General features: G+C 62.4%; 13 protein-coding genes and 1 tRNA gene. 2 read left to right on the plus strand and 12 right to left on the minus strand.

Annotated elements, in window-relative coordinates:
* Positions 1 to 20 precede the first annotated feature (20 nt).
* The 8 genes from secF to thrS all read right to left on the minus strand — a co-directional run bounded on the left by secF (position 21) and on the right by thrS (position 8,630).
* Entirely contained in the window at positions 21 to 1,064 is a 1,044-nt protein-coding gene (gene secF, locus G557_RS0100900) for a protein translocase subunit SecF (RefSeq protein ID WP_028244606.1), read from the minus strand.
* Complete coding sequence (secD, locus tag G557_RS10755) at positions 1,064 to 2,953, minus strand: protein translocase subunit SecD (RefSeq protein ID WP_084626878.1); 1,890 nt, start codon at positions 2,951 to 2,953, stop codon at positions 1,064 to 1,066. Before secD ends, secF begins: the two co-directional genes overlap by 1 nt.
* 60 nt (positions 2,954 to 3,013) lie before the next feature.
* Positions 3,014 to 3,439, minus strand: a complete 426-nt coding sequence (yajC, locus tag G557_RS0100910; protein WP_051223985.1) for a preprotein translocase subunit YajC — start codon at positions 3,437 to 3,439, stop codon at positions 3,014 to 3,016.
* Positions 3,440 to 3,530: 91 nt separating this feature from the next.
* The gene (ruvB, locus tag G557_RS10760; RefSeq protein ID WP_084626879.1) at positions 3,531 to 4,610 is read right to left on the minus strand and encodes a Holliday junction branch migration DNA helicase RuvB; all 1,080 of its coding nucleotides are present in this window, start codon (positions 4,608 to 4,610) and stop codon (positions 3,531 to 3,533) included.
* Positions 4,607 to 5,197 carry a Holliday junction branch migration protein RuvA gene (ruvA, locus tag G557_RS0100920; protein WP_028244608.1) on the minus strand — a complete coding sequence of 197 codons (591 nt, stop codon included), beginning with the start codon at positions 5,195 to 5,197 and terminating at the stop codon, positions 4,607 to 4,609. Before ruvA ends, ruvB begins: the two co-directional genes overlap by 4 nt.
* A gap of 9 nt (positions 5,198 to 5,206) precedes the next feature.
* On the minus strand, positions 5,207 to 5,782 hold the full coding sequence (gene ruvC / locus G557_RS0100925; protein WP_036960236.1) for a crossover junction endodeoxyribonuclease RuvC: 576 nt from the start codon (positions 5,780 to 5,782) through the stop codon (positions 5,207 to 5,209).
* A 4-nt stretch (positions 5,783 to 5,786) separates the two neighbouring features.
* Positions 5,787 to 6,548 carry a YebC/PmpR family DNA-binding transcriptional regulator gene (locus tag G557_RS0100930; protein WP_028244610.1) on the minus strand — a complete coding sequence of 254 codons (762 nt, stop codon included), beginning with the start codon at positions 6,546 to 6,548 and terminating at the stop codon, positions 5,787 to 5,789.
* A gap of 42 nt (positions 6,549 to 6,590) precedes the next feature.
* Positions 6,591 to 8,630 (minus strand): threonine--tRNA ligase, encoded by a 2,040-nt coding sequence (gene thrS / locus G557_RS0100935; RefSeq protein WP_028244611.1) that lies wholly within the window; start codon positions 8,628 to 8,630, stop codon positions 6,591 to 6,593.
* 167 nt (positions 8,631 to 8,797) lie between these two features.
* On the opposite strand from thrS, the gene G557_RS0100940 reads away from it, so the two are divergent.
* Positions 8,798 to 8,871, plus strand: a tRNA-Val gene (locus G557_RS0100940).
* A gap of 1,499 nt (positions 8,872 to 10,370) precedes the next feature.
* On the opposite strand, the gene G557_RS0100950 is transcribed toward G557_RS0100940, so the two are convergent.
* Positions 10,371 to 10,625: a hypothetical protein gene (locus tag G557_RS0100950; protein WP_028244613.1), complete on the minus strand. Its 255-nt coding sequence runs from the start codon at positions 10,623 to 10,625 to the stop codon at positions 10,371 to 10,373.
* Between the two features lie 419 nt (positions 10,626 to 11,044).
* Complete coding sequence (locus G557_RS0100955) at positions 11,045 to 11,482, minus strand: hypothetical protein (RefSeq protein ID WP_156877037.1); 438 nt, start codon at positions 11,480 to 11,482, stop codon at positions 11,045 to 11,047.
* A gap of 213 nt (positions 11,483 to 11,695) precedes the next feature.
* Here G557_RS0100955 and G557_RS0100960 point away from each other — a divergent pair, with 213 nt between their 5' ends.
* The gene (locus G557_RS0100960; RefSeq protein ID WP_028244615.1) at positions 11,696 to 12,043 is read left to right on the plus strand and encodes a hypothetical protein; all 348 of its coding nucleotides are present in this window, start codon (positions 11,696 to 11,698) and stop codon (positions 12,041 to 12,043) included.
* A 75-nt stretch (positions 12,044 to 12,118) separates the two neighbouring features.
* On the opposite strand, the gene G557_RS0100965 is transcribed toward G557_RS0100960, so the two are convergent.
* Positions 12,119 to 12,565, minus strand: a complete 447-nt coding sequence (locus G557_RS0100965) for a cytochrome c oxidase subunit 4 (protein WP_028244616.1) — start codon at positions 12,563 to 12,565, stop codon at positions 12,119 to 12,121.
* Positions 12,566 to 12,569: 4 nt separating this feature from the next.
* The gene (gene ctaD, locus G557_RS10765; protein ID WP_051223987.1) at positions 12,570 to 14,279 is read right to left on the minus strand and encodes an aa3-type cytochrome oxidase subunit I; all 1,710 of its coding nucleotides are present in this window, start codon (positions 14,277 to 14,279) and stop codon (positions 12,570 to 12,572) included.
* Positions 14,280 to 14,292: the final 13 nt, after the last annotated feature.

Raw genomic sequence — 14,292 nt, forward strand, 5'->3', positions numbered from 1 at the left:
CGACACCCGTGCCCTCCAGACTACCCGTTCTGCGCGGCGGTCTCTGACACCTCGGCGTCGCTCGCCTCGCCTTCAGCCTCGGCCTCAGCGCGACGACGCTCCACCTCTTCAGCGTGCGCCACAATGGCTGGCTCGCGGTGGCGCAGCAGCGCGTAGGTGGGCGAAGCCAAGAAGATGGTCGAGAAGGTGCCCACTAAGATGCCGATGAACAGCGACAGCGAGATGTCACGCAGCGTGCCAGCGCCCAGCAGGAACGACCCGATGAACAGAATCGAGCCGACCGGCAGCAGGGCCACGGCGGTCGTGTTGATCGAGCGCACCAAGGTCTGGTTGACAGCCAGGTTGACCAGCTCGCCAAAGGTGCGGTGATGCTGATCGAGGTAGCCCTGCGTATTCTCGCGAATCTTGTCGAAGACCACCACGGTGTCGTAGAGCGAATAGCCCAGAATCGTCAAGAAGCCGATCATGGCTGCCGGGGTCACCTCAATGCCGGTGGCACCGTAGATGCCTGCCGTCACGATCAGATCGTGGAACAGCCCGATGATCGCTGCCAACGCCATCTTCCAGGTGCGGAAGTAGACCGCCATCAGCACCGAGGCCAGCAGCAAGAAGACGATCAGACCGCGCAGCGCCTGCGAGCCCACGTCAGAGCCCCAGCTGGGGTTGATGTATGAGACGCTCACATCATCGCGAGTCACGTTGTAGGTGTCGGCCAGCGCCTGCGAGAGCTCGCTCGACTGGTCTTCGGTCACCGTGTAGGTCTGCACACGCACGGTGTCATCGCCGATGATGGCCACGCGCGGCTCAGACTCGACGTCGCCGAGCACCTGCTCGGTAACGCTGAGCGCACGCTCGGTATCGGGGTCGGTCACGTGAGTGACGCGGAACTCGCTGCCGCCGCGGAACTCGATGCCGAGGTTGAATCCGCCGCGTGCGATCGGCACGATGATCGAGATCGCCACCAACAGCGCGGCAATCGTGTACCAGACCTTCCAACGCCCGATGAAGTCGAACGAGCGCTTTCCGGTGTGCAGGTCAAAGCCCAACTCTGAGAAGGCGGCCATCAGCTGCGCTCCCCCTTCTTGCTCGATGTGTCCGTCTGCGTGTCGCCAGCCTCGTCATCGGTGATGAAGCCCGCGGCGCGAGCCTTGCGCTCGGCGATGGTCATACGACGCTCGGCCTCACCGGCTGAGCGCTTCTCACGCCCCTTGCGGCCGCTACCGGTCGTCTCGCCCGGGGTGCGGAAGCTGCCCCGGCCACGGTATGCGGCACCGAGGATGCGCGGGCTCAGCCCCGAGAAGTGGTGACCTTCGCCGAAGAAGCGCGTAGTGGCCAGCAGCTGCATGATCGGATGGGTGAACAGCACCACGACCAGGAGGTCGACGATGGTCGTCAGCCCCAAGGTGAACGCGAAGCCCTGCACACTGCCGACTGCCAGAATGTAGAGCACAATGGCGGCCAAGAAGTTCACGCCGTCAGAGGCCAAGATCGTGCGCAACGCGCGACGCCAGCCAGATTCAACTGCCGGAATGAGGGTGTAGCCGTCGCGCAGCTCATCTCGAATGCGTTCGAAGTACACGATGAACGAGTCGGCGGTGATGCCGATGGCGACAATCAGGCCGGTGATGCCAGCCAACGACAATCGGTAGCCCTCTTGCCACGACATGAGCGTCACCAACAGGTAGGTGATGACCGCGGCGATCAGCAACGAGAACACCGTGACCAAACCCAGCGCGCGGTACTGGAAGATCGAGTAGACGACCACCAGCAGCAGACCGATCAGGCCCGCGATCAGGCCGCCGACCAGCTGCTGCTGGCCGAGGGTCGGCGTGATCTTGTTCTGGCTCTGCACGTCGAAGCTGATCGGCAGCGCGCCGTACTTCAGCTGATCGGCCAGCGACTTCGACGAGTCTTTGTCGAAGCTGCCGCTGATCTGTGCCTTGCCGTCGCTGATCACTGCCTGAGAGGTGGGAGCCACAATCACCTGGCCGTCGAGCACGACGGCGAAGCGGTTGACGGGCTCAGACTGCGAGGTGAGGTCGGTGGTGACGGTTTTGAACATCTCGGTGCCCACCGAGTTGAACTCGATGTTGACCACCCAGTTGTTGGTCACGGTGCCGTTGGTGCCGGTCTCTTGGCCAGCGGTGGCATTGGTGAGCTGTTCGCCGTCGAGCAGTGCGCCGTCAGCCTTGTTGTCGAGACGGTCGACTGGAGCCAGCAGCAGCTTCTCGCCGGTCGAGGTGTCGCAGGCGATCTTTGGCAGATCTGAGGCATCGACGCTGATATCGCCGACGGTCACCGAGCTGGTGCTGGGCACCGGGTCGGCCGTGGTGTACTGCACATCAGACGACGAGTCGCCGCTGTCGCTTGACTCATCGGTGCTCTCGTCAGTTGAGGTGGCATCGCTCGACGTGGTCGCGGTGACGCATACATACGAGTCGTACTGGTCGATGATCTCTTGCGCAGCCTCGGCACGGGCAGCGGCCTGCTCGTCACTCAGTCCGTCGAGGTCGGTCAGGCCCTCGGTGGTGCCCGCAGTGGTTGTCGAGGTTGCATAGGCGGATGCCGTGCGCCAGACCCGGCGGAACTCCAGCTTGGCTGACGCACGGATGCGCTCCAGCTGCTCGGATGTCGCCTCGCCAGGAATGCCGATCACGATATTGCGGCTGCCCTGCGTGGTGATCTCGGCCTCGCTGACACCGCCGGCGTCGACACGCTGACGCATGATCGACTGTGCCTGCTTCATCTGGTCAGCCGACGGGTCTTGCCCGTTCTCGGTCTCGGCAGAGAGGATGATCTCGGTGCCGCCCTCAAGGTCGAGCGCGAGCTTCGGAGTGATGCTTGCTCCGCCCCAGACGATGCCGGCAGCCAATGTGCCGACCAGTGCGAGGATGATGACGCCGAGCCAGATCAACGATCTGCGTGCGTGTCGAACCGGACCGCTTGCTGCCACTGTGCTGTTCTCTCTACTGGGATGTGCAGCGCCGAACCTGCTCACGGCGCTGAGAAATGTCTACTTTTGCGAGTCGCCCTTGGCGTCATCATCGACTGCCGAGGTGGCGTCGGTGATTTCTGCCGCAGTGGGCTCAGCGCTCTCGTCGGCGCGCAGCCCGTATTTCGGCTCGCCGTCTTCGTCTTCGAGAGCAGCTACTGGAGTCGCGGCAACCTCAACCGCCGGGGTGTCATCGATCACCTTGCCGATGGCCTGACGATGCACCTTGAGCACTGTGCCCGGAGTGCTCTCAACGAGCACGGTGCCGTCGGCCTCATCGATTTCGACGATGGTACCGTACACCCCGAACGTGGTCATGACCTTGGCGCCCGGCACCGTTTTACTCTGAATCTCTTGAGCCTGCTGCGCCCGCTTCTTGTTGCCGCGGAACATCACGATCAGCAGCACCGCGAAGATGACCAGCATGCCAATTGTCAAGGGATCCATACGCTCAATTCACTCTCTTCAGGCCGGGGGAAGCCGGGACCGTGCACTCGAATTCAGGCACGCTGAAACGCGCCCAATCGTTAAGGTTACCCTAATCATCAAGGAGGGTGGGCTGTGAATGCTCTGCACCCGTCGCTGACGGCGCAATGCCGAGGTGCCGCCAGGCGCCGGGTGCCGCCACACGGCCCCGCGGAGTGCGCAGAATCAGCCCGCTGCGCACCAAGAACGGTTCGACCACCGACTCAAGCGTCTCGGCCTCTTCGCCCACGCTCATCGCCAATGGCCCAAGCCCCACGGGGCCGCCGCCAAATTGCGTGATCAGCACCCTCAGCACTTCGCGATCAAGCCGGTCTAGCCCCAACTCGTCAACCTCGTAGAGCGCCAGCGTGGCCCGCACCGCGTCAACCGGATCGTGGTCGGGATGCACCACCAAGTAGTCGCGCACCCGGCGGATCAGTCGATTCGCGATACGGGGCGTGCCACGCGAGCGCAGGGCGATCTCTGCGATGGCTGGCTGGGGCAGCTGCAGCTCGAGCAGGCGCGCACTACGCTGCAGCAGGTGTTCGAGTTCGGCCGGCGGGTAAAACTCCATGTTGGCAGTGAACCCGAAGCGGTCGCGCAGCGGTGAGGGCAGCACACCCGAGCGAGTGGTGGCCCCGACCAGCGTGAACGGCGCCAGCTCCAGCGGAATCGAGGTGGCGCCAGGCCCCTTGCCCACCATGACGTCGACCCGAAAGTCTTCCATGGCCAGATACAGCATCTCAGCAGCCGGTTTGGCGATGCGGTGAATCTCATCGATGAACAACACCTCGCCTTCGGTCAGCGAGCTGAGAATAGCTGCAAGATCACCGGCATGCGTGATGGTCGGCCCACTGGTCAGCCGCAGCGGCCGATCGAGCTCGTGCGCCACGATCATCGCCAGCGTCGTTTTGCCAAGCCCTGGCGGGCCTGCGAGCAGAATGTGATCGGCCGCTCGTGAACGTGCCTTGGCCGCACGCAGCAAAAGATCGAGCTGGTCGCGCACCCTACGCTGCCCCACGAACTCATCAAGGCTCTGCGGCCGAAAGGCCTGATCGGCTCCGGCGTCGTCGTCGAGGGCGCCGGGATGCAGCACCTCGCTGGCCGCCGAGGGTGTGGCCGACTGGTTGGTTGCGTCGTGTTCGCCGCTCATCGTGCGCCCCCGAGCATGCGCAGCGCAGCTTTCAGCAGCGTGTCATTGCCCTCGACACCAGCCGCAGCGGCGTCTGCGACAGCCTGCTGTGCCTGCTTCTCGGGCCAGCCGAGGCCGACCAGTGCCGCGGTGACGCTCAGCGTGTCGGCATGGCCGCTGGCTGCCGCCACTGCCCCACCGCCGACCGGCTGCGCAATGCGCCCCGCCAGCTGCACCGCAATGAGCTTGGCGGTCTTGGCGCCGATGCCGCTGACCGATTGAAACGGCTTGGGGTCTTCGTCGTGCACCGCCTGGGCGATCTGATCTGGAGTGAGCGCACCGAGCACGGCGAGAGCAAGTTTGGGCCCGACTCCGCCGACCGAGCGCAGCACGTCGAACAGGCCCTTCTGCTCGGGCGTCTCGAACCCATATAGGGTGAGGGCGTCTTCGCGCACGATGAGCGTGGTGAGCACTTTGATCTCTTCGCCGACGCGCACCGATCGCGCATGCGCAGGGGTCACGCTGACCAGGTAGCCGATGCCGTCGACGGCAAGTACGATCTGGTCGCTGGCGGCGTGCTCGACTCGTCCATGCAGAAAGCTGATCATCTGACCAGACTAGTGCCGACCTGAGACATCGCCGGCCGCGGCGCGCGCCTGACGCCAGGCCCGCTGCGCCGGTGTCTCGGCGACTCCGGGGCGTGCGGCGCTCACCTGTGCCGAGGGCTTGAACGCCTCGCACACTGCCACGGCCAGGGCATCGGCCGCATCGGGTGGGCCGCCCACCTCGTCGATTGAGAGCAGCCGGGCCACCATGTGCTGCACCTGCGGTTTGTCTGCTCGGCCGCTGCCGGTGACTGCTGCTTTGACCTCGGTCGGCGTGTGCATGGTCAGCGGGATGCCGTAATCACCTGCCAGCAGCATGGCCGCGCCGATGATGTGGGCCACACCCATGACGCTGGGCAGGTTCTGCTGCGCGAACACCCGCTCGACGGTGATGACCCCGGGTTGGTGTCGTTCGATGATGGTGCGCAGCTCGGCGGCGATGCGATGCACGCGCCGTGAGATCTCCTCTTGCGGAGAAGATCGGATGACGCCGACCTCGACCAGCGAGAGTCGGCGTCTGGTGGTCGCCTGGACGACCCCGAACCCGCATCGGGTCAGGCCGGGGTCGATGCCCAGAATGACCGACAAACGATCAGTCCTCTTCGGCGAGCTGCTCGACGATTTCGTCGGTCACGTCGAAGTTGCCAAACACGTTCTGCACGTCGTCGCTGTCTTCGAGCGCATCGATGATGCGAAACAGCTTGCGCGCGGTATCGAGGTCGACGTCGATGTTGAGCCCGGCGACGAACTCCGACTCAGCCGAGTCGTAGTCGATGCCCGCAGCCTGCAGCGCCTGGCGCACTGCCACGAGATCAGACGGGTCTGTGGTGATCGCCAGTGTGTCGCCGTTGTCGGTGACCTCTTCAGCCCCAGCCTCAAGCACCGCCTCGAGCACACTGTCTTCGTCGACGCCCTCAGCCTTGGGCACCGTGATGACGCCCTTGCGGCTGAAGTTGTAGGCCACCGACCCGGGGTCGGCGAGCGTGCCGCCGTTGCGGCTGAGCGCGGTGCGCACATCGGCTGCCGCACGGTTCTTGTTGTCGGTCAGACACTCAACCAGCAGGGCGACGCCGCCCGGAGCATAGGCCTCGTACATGATGGTCTGGTATTCGGCAGCGCCGGCCACCTCGCCCGAGCCGCGCTTGACGGCACGAGTGATGTTGTCGGCAGGCACCGAGTTCTTCTTGGCCTTCTGAATGGCGTCGAACAGCGTCGGGTTGCCGTCGGGGTCACCGCCGCCCGTGCGCGCCGCAACCTCAATGCTCTTGATGTATTTGGCGAATGCCTTGGCGCGCTTCTGGTCGATCAGCGCCTTCTTGTGCTTCGTGGTCGCCCATTTGGAGTGGCCGGACATATGACTCCTTAGAAATCGATTGAAACTATGGTACTCGCGGGCCTACGCGCCCTGTTGCAGCTGGTCGAGATCGTCGGCCGTGCTCACCTGCACATGCGCGTCGATCAGCCCTCGGATCAGAGCTACGGCCTCGTCAACTGGCACCCCGTTGCGCTGCGATCCGTCGCGCAACCGGAAGCTGACGGTGCCAGCCGAGCGGTCATCCTCACCGGCAATCAGCAGCACCGGAACCTTCTGCTTCGAGTGCGTGCGAATCTTCTTGGGCATGCGATCGTCAGAGGTGTCGACCGATGCCCGCACACCCGCGCTGCGCAGTTTGGCCGCAACCTCTTCGAGGTACGGCGTGTATTCGTCGGCCACCGGAATGCCGATCACCTGCTCGGGTGCCAACCAGAGCGGGAAAGCACCCGCGTAATGCTCGGTGAGCACGCCGAAGAATCGCTCGATCGACCCGAACAGGGCACGGTGGATCATCACCGGCCGCTGCAGTGTGCCGTCGGGGGCGGTGTACTCGAGCCCGAAGCGCTCGGGCAGGTTGAAGTCGAGCTGCAGCGTGCTCATCTGCCAGGTGCGGCCGATTGCATCGCGCGCCTGCACCGAGATCTTGGGGCCGTAGAACGCCGCGCCCTCGGGGTCGGGCACCAGCTCAAGACCGCTGGCCTCGGCAACCTCTTGCAGGGTGCGGGTGGCCTCTTCCCAGACGTCGTCGCCGCCCACGTACTTCTTGGGGTCTTTGGTCGACAGCTCAAGGTAGAAGTCATCGAGACCGTAGTCTTTCAGCAGGTCGAGCACGAACTGCAGCACGCGGGTGAGCTCGTCTTTCATCTGCTCGCGCGTGGTGTAGATATGCGCGTCGTCTTGGGTGAAGCCGCGTGCGCGAGTGAGGCCGTGGATCACACCACTCTTCTCGTAGCGGTACACGGTGCCGAACTCGAACAGACGCAGCGGCAGATCGCGGTAACTGCGGGCGCGCGCACCGTAGATCAGGTTGTGCATCGGGCAGTTCATCGGCTTCAGGTAATAGTCTTGCCCCTGGCGCTTGACGTTGCCCTCGGCATCGAGCTCTTCGTCGACGTGCAGCGCCGGGAACATGCCGTCTTTGTACCACTCCAAGTGACCACTGACCTCATAGAGATGCCCCTTGGTGATGTGCGGAGTGTACACAAACTCGTAGCCGGCCTCTTCGTGGCGGCGGCGCGAGTAGTCTTCCATCTCTTTGCGGATAATGCCGCCCTTGGGGTGGAACACCGGCAGCCCCGAGCCGATCTCGTCGGGAAAGCTGAACAGGTCGAGCTCGACGCCCAACTTGCGGTGGTCGCGCTTGGCGGCCTCGGCCAGGCGGTCAAGGTAAGCTTTCAGCTCTTCTTTGGTAGGCCAGGCCGTGCCGTAGATGCGCTGCAGCTGAGCGTTGGCCTGATCGCCGCGCCAGTATGCGGCGGCCACTCGCAGCAGATCGAAGCCATTGCCAATCAGGCGCGTGCTCGGCAGGTGCGGGCCGCGGCACAGGTCGCTCCACACGGTCTCGCCGGTCTTCGGGTCGACGTTGTCGTACATAGTCAGCCCCGAGCCACCGACCTCGACCGACTCCTCAGCATCGCCCGCGTTGCCCTTGAGGCCGATCAGCTCGAGCTTGTACGGCTCGCTGGCCTCTTCGCGCCGTGCCTCCTCTTCAGAGACCGGGCGCCGCACGAAGCGCTGCCCCTGCTTGACGATGCCCTGCATGACCTTTTTGATCTGCTTCAGCTCGTCAGGGGTGAACGGTTCGTCGACGTCGAAGTCATAGTAGAACCCGTCGGTGATGAACGGCCCGATGCCGAGCTTCGCCTCCGGGCGCACCTGCTGCACTGCCTGAGCCAGCACGTGGGTCGCCGAGTGCCGCAGGATGTTGAGACCGTCAGTTGAGTCAATGCTCACCGATTCAACAGTCGCTGCGGCTTCGACCACGTGTGACAGGTCGCGCAGTTCGCCGTTGACCCGCAGAGCCACAACTGTGCGGTCTTCGCCGAATAGGTCGAACCCAGTGGTCTCGTCGGTCACCTCCCGCGATTCGCCGTTGACAGTGATCGTGATGGGCTGTGACACCGGGGCTCCTTGAGCATGATGTGACGGCCGATACGAAGCGGCCGACGCAGGTGGGTATGTGCCCGTCTATCCTACCGCAGGCATCCCGGTGGATGCCCGCCGCAGTTGGGCATCCATGCGTACGGTACGCTATACTTGTCGAGTTGCCTCGCAAGAGGTAGCCACACGGTCGATTGGCGCAGTTGGTTAGCGCGCTTCCTTCACACGGAAGAGGTCGCTGGTTCGAGTCCAGTATCGACCACACCCCTACAGCCCCGGAATCATGCGGAACACGCGAGTTCCGGGGCTTCTTCATTTGCCAGATAATCAAGCCGCGTGAGCCAAACGTGGGGCAAAGTTCAGTATCTCCCTACTCTCGCCTGCTCCGTTTCACTTTCCGACATGGGCGTTGTGGCGCCCTAGAGCCCGCACACTGGCGACATGCAAATCGACCTTCGCGCAGTGCTCTTGTCCGCGCTTGAGTAGGGAGAATCCACGGTGGATGTCGCGGACCGGCGCCTCGTTTCGAAGCCCCTCTAGCGGCTACTCTTACCGCCAAACGATTCCCCCAATTGATCCGCGGAAGCCATCCTCTCGCACAACACGCTTCGTAGCTGGATCCAGATCCACAGGGGCAGTCGTCGGCACTGAAGACTTGTCCTATCGCATTGCCAATCGGAACGTCTGAGGAGTTCTCCCAATTTTCAAACCATTCTGCTCGCATCGAAACCGGACAGCACTCGAGATGCCAGCCGGCTGAGACACCGCTGCCGGGCTCCAACGGCACGAACCAAGTAATGCCTGCGATCCCTACTGTCGCAAAACACTGACCGTCTGATAGCCGCTGAATACCGATCCCTGCGTACGATCTTGGGTTCATCCCTGCCAGCGCGGAATCGGTGAACCACTTTCCCGCCGTTGGAGGAGGGAACTCTGAGTAGCTGTCAGCTTGCAGCGCTGCTCGTACACTCTCTAGAACTGATCGCTTACTGATCACCATGGTTGTAGAAGGGGCGTAGTGCAGCTTGAGGATATCGCCGAGAAGTGCGCGATGGATAAGATGAAGCCCTGGACCATCATGCTTAAAGAGTGGATTCGCTGGCCACGAGCTCAGGCGCCTCGCCTGTATACCGATAGATCCGAGACTGTCAAACGGCATCGTGGAAAAACGTTCCCAAGTCCGTTCACCTTCCCCTAGAAACTGTTCGCAATCCACACACAGCATGTAGTGTTTGTAGCCGTCTTGCATACGCGCCGATGTAGCACTGCGTTTGGGGGCATGAATCACACCACCCTCGCGCTTGGCCCATCTTGCCGCCCACTTCGGGTGTGTGTGGCTCAATAGGAGTTCGACGTCGTGTCGAGCGCAAAGGGCGCAGCGACCCAGCACAGGCCCAGACGCCCTAATATCGCTCCCCAGCCCGCTTCGAGAGCCTGCCGGGCCCAGCGTACCTTGCAACGCCGGTGGCACATGCTTTCGCGGCACTTTTTCGTATGGGCCAAAACGTTGCTGCTGACGCGCCAGGCGCGATTTCTTACCACTCACGTACTCCCCCTTTGCCTAAATGCGACAAGTCTATGTAGGTACTCCGCTACCAGACGCAGAAATCCCGCCCAGCCGAGCTGTAATAGCCGATTGAAGGGTTCTTTGTGATTGGTCAGTCTATTTTGGTAGGCGGTAGCACCCTGCAGTCAGGGGGATGTCTGCAGGGTGCACGGACACTGCATCGCAGCTCGTTGACAGACTGCGAGGTGTGTGTCTCAACGCACAAAAGCGTGCCAGACGCGGCTCAAGACGCCGCGCAGTCCGATCAGGATGAGTCCGATGCCGAAGTACCTGACGAGCTTTCCAGCAATGCGATGTTCCCCAAGCTCGTTCATGAACGGTACGAGCACTTGCAGAATCGGTGACCCGTCCGGCGCAGGTATTATCGCGTCCATGTATGACTCTGCCCAGCCAGGAGCAGCCCAAACCACGACGATTCCGACGACAATGAACGCGATATATTTCCCCATGCTGTGAACCGTATCGGTACCGTCTGACAAACACGGAAAGCCGCCTCACCCGGTGGGTGCCAGGTGGGGGCGGCTTTCTGCGTGTATCAGTCCGTGATTTTCGCGGCCGATCTCACAGCGCGACAGCGTGTCTGCGTCCAGTGCTTCAGCCACCGCGCTGCCGGAAGAGGTCGCTGGTTCGAGTCCAGTATCGACCACACCCCTACAGCCCCGGAATCATGCGGAACACGCGAGTTCCGGGGCTTCTTCATTTGCCAGATAATCAAGCCGCGTGCGCGCTCCTTCGCCACCACGCACCACCGCTGGTCACGAACCGGCACTCCCCTGACCAACGAGCGCACACACTGACCAACGAGCACACACCCCAGAGCGCCACACCGTAGGCCTGTGTTTGCAGCCCGCCGCGTCCCCTCAGCAGCTCAGCGGCCCTGCCAGGCCGAGACCGCATTGGTCAGATCACGCTCCGCCTGCTCGAGGTCGGCGACCCCGGGCTCTGCATCATCAAGTCGCGCGGTGAGGTTGTCCCGTTCGGCCTTCGTCGTACAGTTCACCTGGCCGAAAGGATGCACATCTGCAGCCGCACCGTCGGCCTGCGTTCGCAGCCCGGCACGATCGGGATCATCGCTGAAACCCACGACCGACGCATCGGTGTCAATCACCTGCTCAGCTGACTCAATACGGTCGAATGCGAGATCGATTCTGGAATCAAGATCAGCTGCGCGCTCGACAGCACTGGCACATTGCTGTTGCACCTGCACTCCATGAGTCAGCAGACCAGCACCTACCCCCAACACGCCAAGGATCGCAGCGATACTGCCAATCGCCACCAGCGACTGCTTTCGTGACCACAGACCCATCAGCTCCCCATCATCACCAGACGCAGCGGGCTGGAGGTTCGGCACCAACGGTGTCGAATGACCAGGCAGGCTGAGCGCGTACGCGCATGCCATTGTATGCGCATCGGGTTTCACAGATGTGACTCTTGGCGCATCGTATTCGCTCATGCAGACACGAGAATCTGCAGAGGATTACGCGCATATACTTCCAAGCACAGGCGAAGAAGGGAGTCAATGATGACGACACGCCAGACACAGGTGACCGTAATCGACGGCCACAAGTACTATCCGCTCGAAGATCCCGACCAGCTGCCCACCCGATTCGGCGACGTCGAGCACTTCATCCGCGCGGGGGTGCAGACCCGATTCGTGCGCGTCGCTGACAATACCTGGGTGGTACACCGCGAAGACCGCCCCGGTTCAACGGGCATTCTCGTGCGCACTGAAGTGGGGTTCATCTACTCCGCATCGGCCAGCACGACGGCTGGCCTCCCCGACTGGCGCATCGCGCCGCAATCGCTGGCTTGGCGCGACTTCCTTCGCTTCTACGAGCCAGGTGGCGACACCAGACCACGCAGCTGAACGCCCCCGCGAAGGCAAACAACGTAGGGCCCGAATCTGTGAGAGATCCGGGCCCTACGTTTGCGCAGTGACTGGTCAGTGCGCCAGTCGACCGCGATGGTACTCGAACGAGAAACCGATGATGGCCACCAGCATCAGCACACCGCCGATGACTGCCAACCACGGCCCCACTGCCAGGCCCATGAACAGCACGCCAGCAGCGCCGGCCATGACAAACGGCCACCAGCTCCACGGGCTGTAGAAGCCGTAGTCGGGGTCTGCCTCGTCGATGTTGGCGTATTCGTCGTCTTCGGGCAGCTGCCCGCCAGTCGACTTCGCCGCCTTGAACAAGAAGAACGACGGGAACCACGCCATGCCGACAGCCATGGCGATCGCGGTGGTACCCACCGGCTCGATGCGCAGCTCGTGATTGAACAGACCGATGGTGTCGTTCGTCAGCGTGTAGACGCTCACCACGTAGCCAATCAGCGCCAAGAAGAAGAAGGCACCGAGGCCGAACAAGATTCGTGCATTGGTCTTCATCAGATCACTTTCCCTTTGACCCGGCCGCTACCGGCTTGGCATGTGCCTCTTCAGCCTCTGCATAGGCCTTCGACGCGGTGATCGCGTACTCAGGGTGATGCAAATCGAAGGCCGGACGCTCCGAGCGGATGCGCGGAATAGCCGTGAAGTTGTGGCGCGGCGGCGGGCAGCTGGTAGCCCACTCAAGCGAGCCGCCGAAGCCCCACGGGTCGTCGGTGTTCACGAGCTTGCCGTGGCGGGTGGTCACGTAGATGTTCCAGAAGAACGGCAGGAACGAGAGCGCCAGAATAGCCGCACCGATGGTGGAGATCTGGTTCAGCAGCGTGAAACCGTCTTGTGGCAGGTAGGTGTAGTACCGGCGCGGCATACCCATTGCACCAAGCCAGTGCTGCACCAGGAACGTGGTGTGGAAGCCGACGAACAGCAGCCAGAACTGGATCTTGCCCAGACGCTCGTTGAGCATCTTGCCAGTGAACTTCGGCCACCAGAAGTAGAGGCCGGCGAACATCGCGAACACCACGGTGCCGAACAGCGTGTAGTGGAAGTGCGCCACCACGAAGTATGTGTCAGACACCTGGAAGTCGAGTGCAGGGCTGGCGAGGATCACGCCGGTCAGGCCGCCAAAGCAGAAGGTGATCAAGAAGCCGATGGTGTAGAGCATCGGTGTTTCGAATGTGATCGACCCTCGCCACATCGTGCCTATCCAGTCGAAGAACTTCACACCGGTCGGAATGGCGATCAGCATGGTCATGATCGAGAAGAACGGCAGCAGCACCTGGCCGGTGACGTACATGTGGTGAGCCCACACAGTAGCCGACAGGGCCGCGATCGAGATGGTGGCCAGCACCAGCGTGCGGTAGCCGAAGATCGGCTTGCGGCTGAACACCGGGATGATCTCTGACACGATGCCGAAGAAGGGCAGAGCGATGACGTAGACCTCAGGGTGACCGAAGAACCAGAAGACATGCTGGAACAACATGACACCGCCAGTCTCGGGGTCGAACACGTGGGTGCCCCACTTGCGATCGGCGAACAGCGCGAACAGTGCAGCCGCGAAGGGAGGGAACGACATGATGATCAGGATGCTGGTCACCAGGATGTTCCAAGTGAAGATCGGCAGACGCCACATCGTCATGCCCGGAGCACGCATCGAAATGATGGTCGCGATGAAGTTGACGCCACCCATGATGGTGCCGAAGCCCGACAGCGCGAAACCGATCACCCACAAATCACCGCCGACGCCTGGCGAATATGTCGACGTTGACAATGGCACATATGCGGTCCAGCCGAAGCTCGCCGCACCCTGCGGAGTGAGGAAGCCTGCAACGGCAACCAGCGAGCCGAAGGTGTACACCCAGAAGCCCAGAGCATTCAAACGTGGGAAGGCCACGTCGGGAGCGCCGATCTGCAGCGGCACGATGACGTTGGCGAAACCTGCGAACAGCGGCGTCGCAAACATCAGCAGCATGATGATGCCGTGCATGGTGAACAGCTGGTTGTACTGCTCTTTGGTGGGCACGACCGACAGGCCGGGCTCGAACAGCTGTGCGCGAATGATCAGCGCAAGCACGCCGGCAAACAGGAACCAGAAGATCGACTGGGCGATGTAGAGGTAGCCCAAGGTCTTGTGGTCGGTTGAGGTCAGCCACCGTACAACGGAGCTGCCTTTCTTTCCGAGTCGTGGAGAGTATCCCACTGCAGTAGTCGAAGTCATCAACTGCTCACTC

This window comes from Pseudoclavibacter soli DSM 23366 (genome assembly GCF_000423505.1).
In the GTDB taxonomy this organism is placed as follows: domain Bacteria; phylum Actinomycetota; class Actinomycetes; order Actinomycetales; family Microbacteriaceae; genus Pseudoclavibacter_A; species Pseudoclavibacter_A soli.

Excerpts from the sequence above, each read along its gene's own strand:
- G557_RS0100955 (WP_156877037.1), bottom strand. The coding sequence starts at position 11,482 with ATGGGTCTGTGGTCACGAAAGCAGTCGCTGGTGGCGATTGGCAGTATC.
- ruvB (WP_084626879.1), bottom strand. The coding sequence starts at position 4,610 with ATGAGCGGCGAACACGACGCAACCAACCAGTCGGCCACACCCTCGGCG.
- G557_RS0100950 (WP_028244613.1), bottom strand. The coding sequence starts at position 10,625 with ATGGGGAAATATATCGCGTTCATTGTCGTCGGAATCGTCGTGGTTTGG.
- secF (WP_028244606.1), bottom strand. The coding sequence starts at position 1,064 with ATGGCCGCCTTCTCAGAGTTGGGCTTTGACCTGCACACCGGAAAGCGC.
- G557_RS0100930 (WP_028244610.1), bottom strand. The coding sequence starts at position 6,548 with ATGTCCGGCCACTCCAAATGGGCGACCACGAAGCACAAGAAGGCGCTG.
- G557_RS0100960 (WP_028244615.1), top strand. The coding sequence starts at position 11,696 with ATGATGACGACACGCCAGACACAGGTGACCGTAATCGACGGCCACAAG.
- ctaD (WP_051223987.1), bottom strand. The coding sequence starts at position 14,279 with ATGACTTCGACTACTGCAGTGGGATACTCTCCACGACTCGGAAAGAAA.
- ruvA (WP_028244608.1), bottom strand. The coding sequence starts at position 5,197 with ATGATCAGCTTTCTGCATGGACGAGTCGAGCACGCCGCCAGCGACCAG.
- yajC (WP_051223985.1), bottom strand. The coding sequence starts at position 3,439 with ATGGATCCCTTGACAATTGGCATGCTGGTCATCTTCGCGGTGCTGCTG.
- G557_RS0100965 (WP_028244616.1), bottom strand. The coding sequence starts at position 12,565 with ATGAAGACCAATGCACGAATCTTGTTCGGCCTCGGTGCCTTCTTCTTC.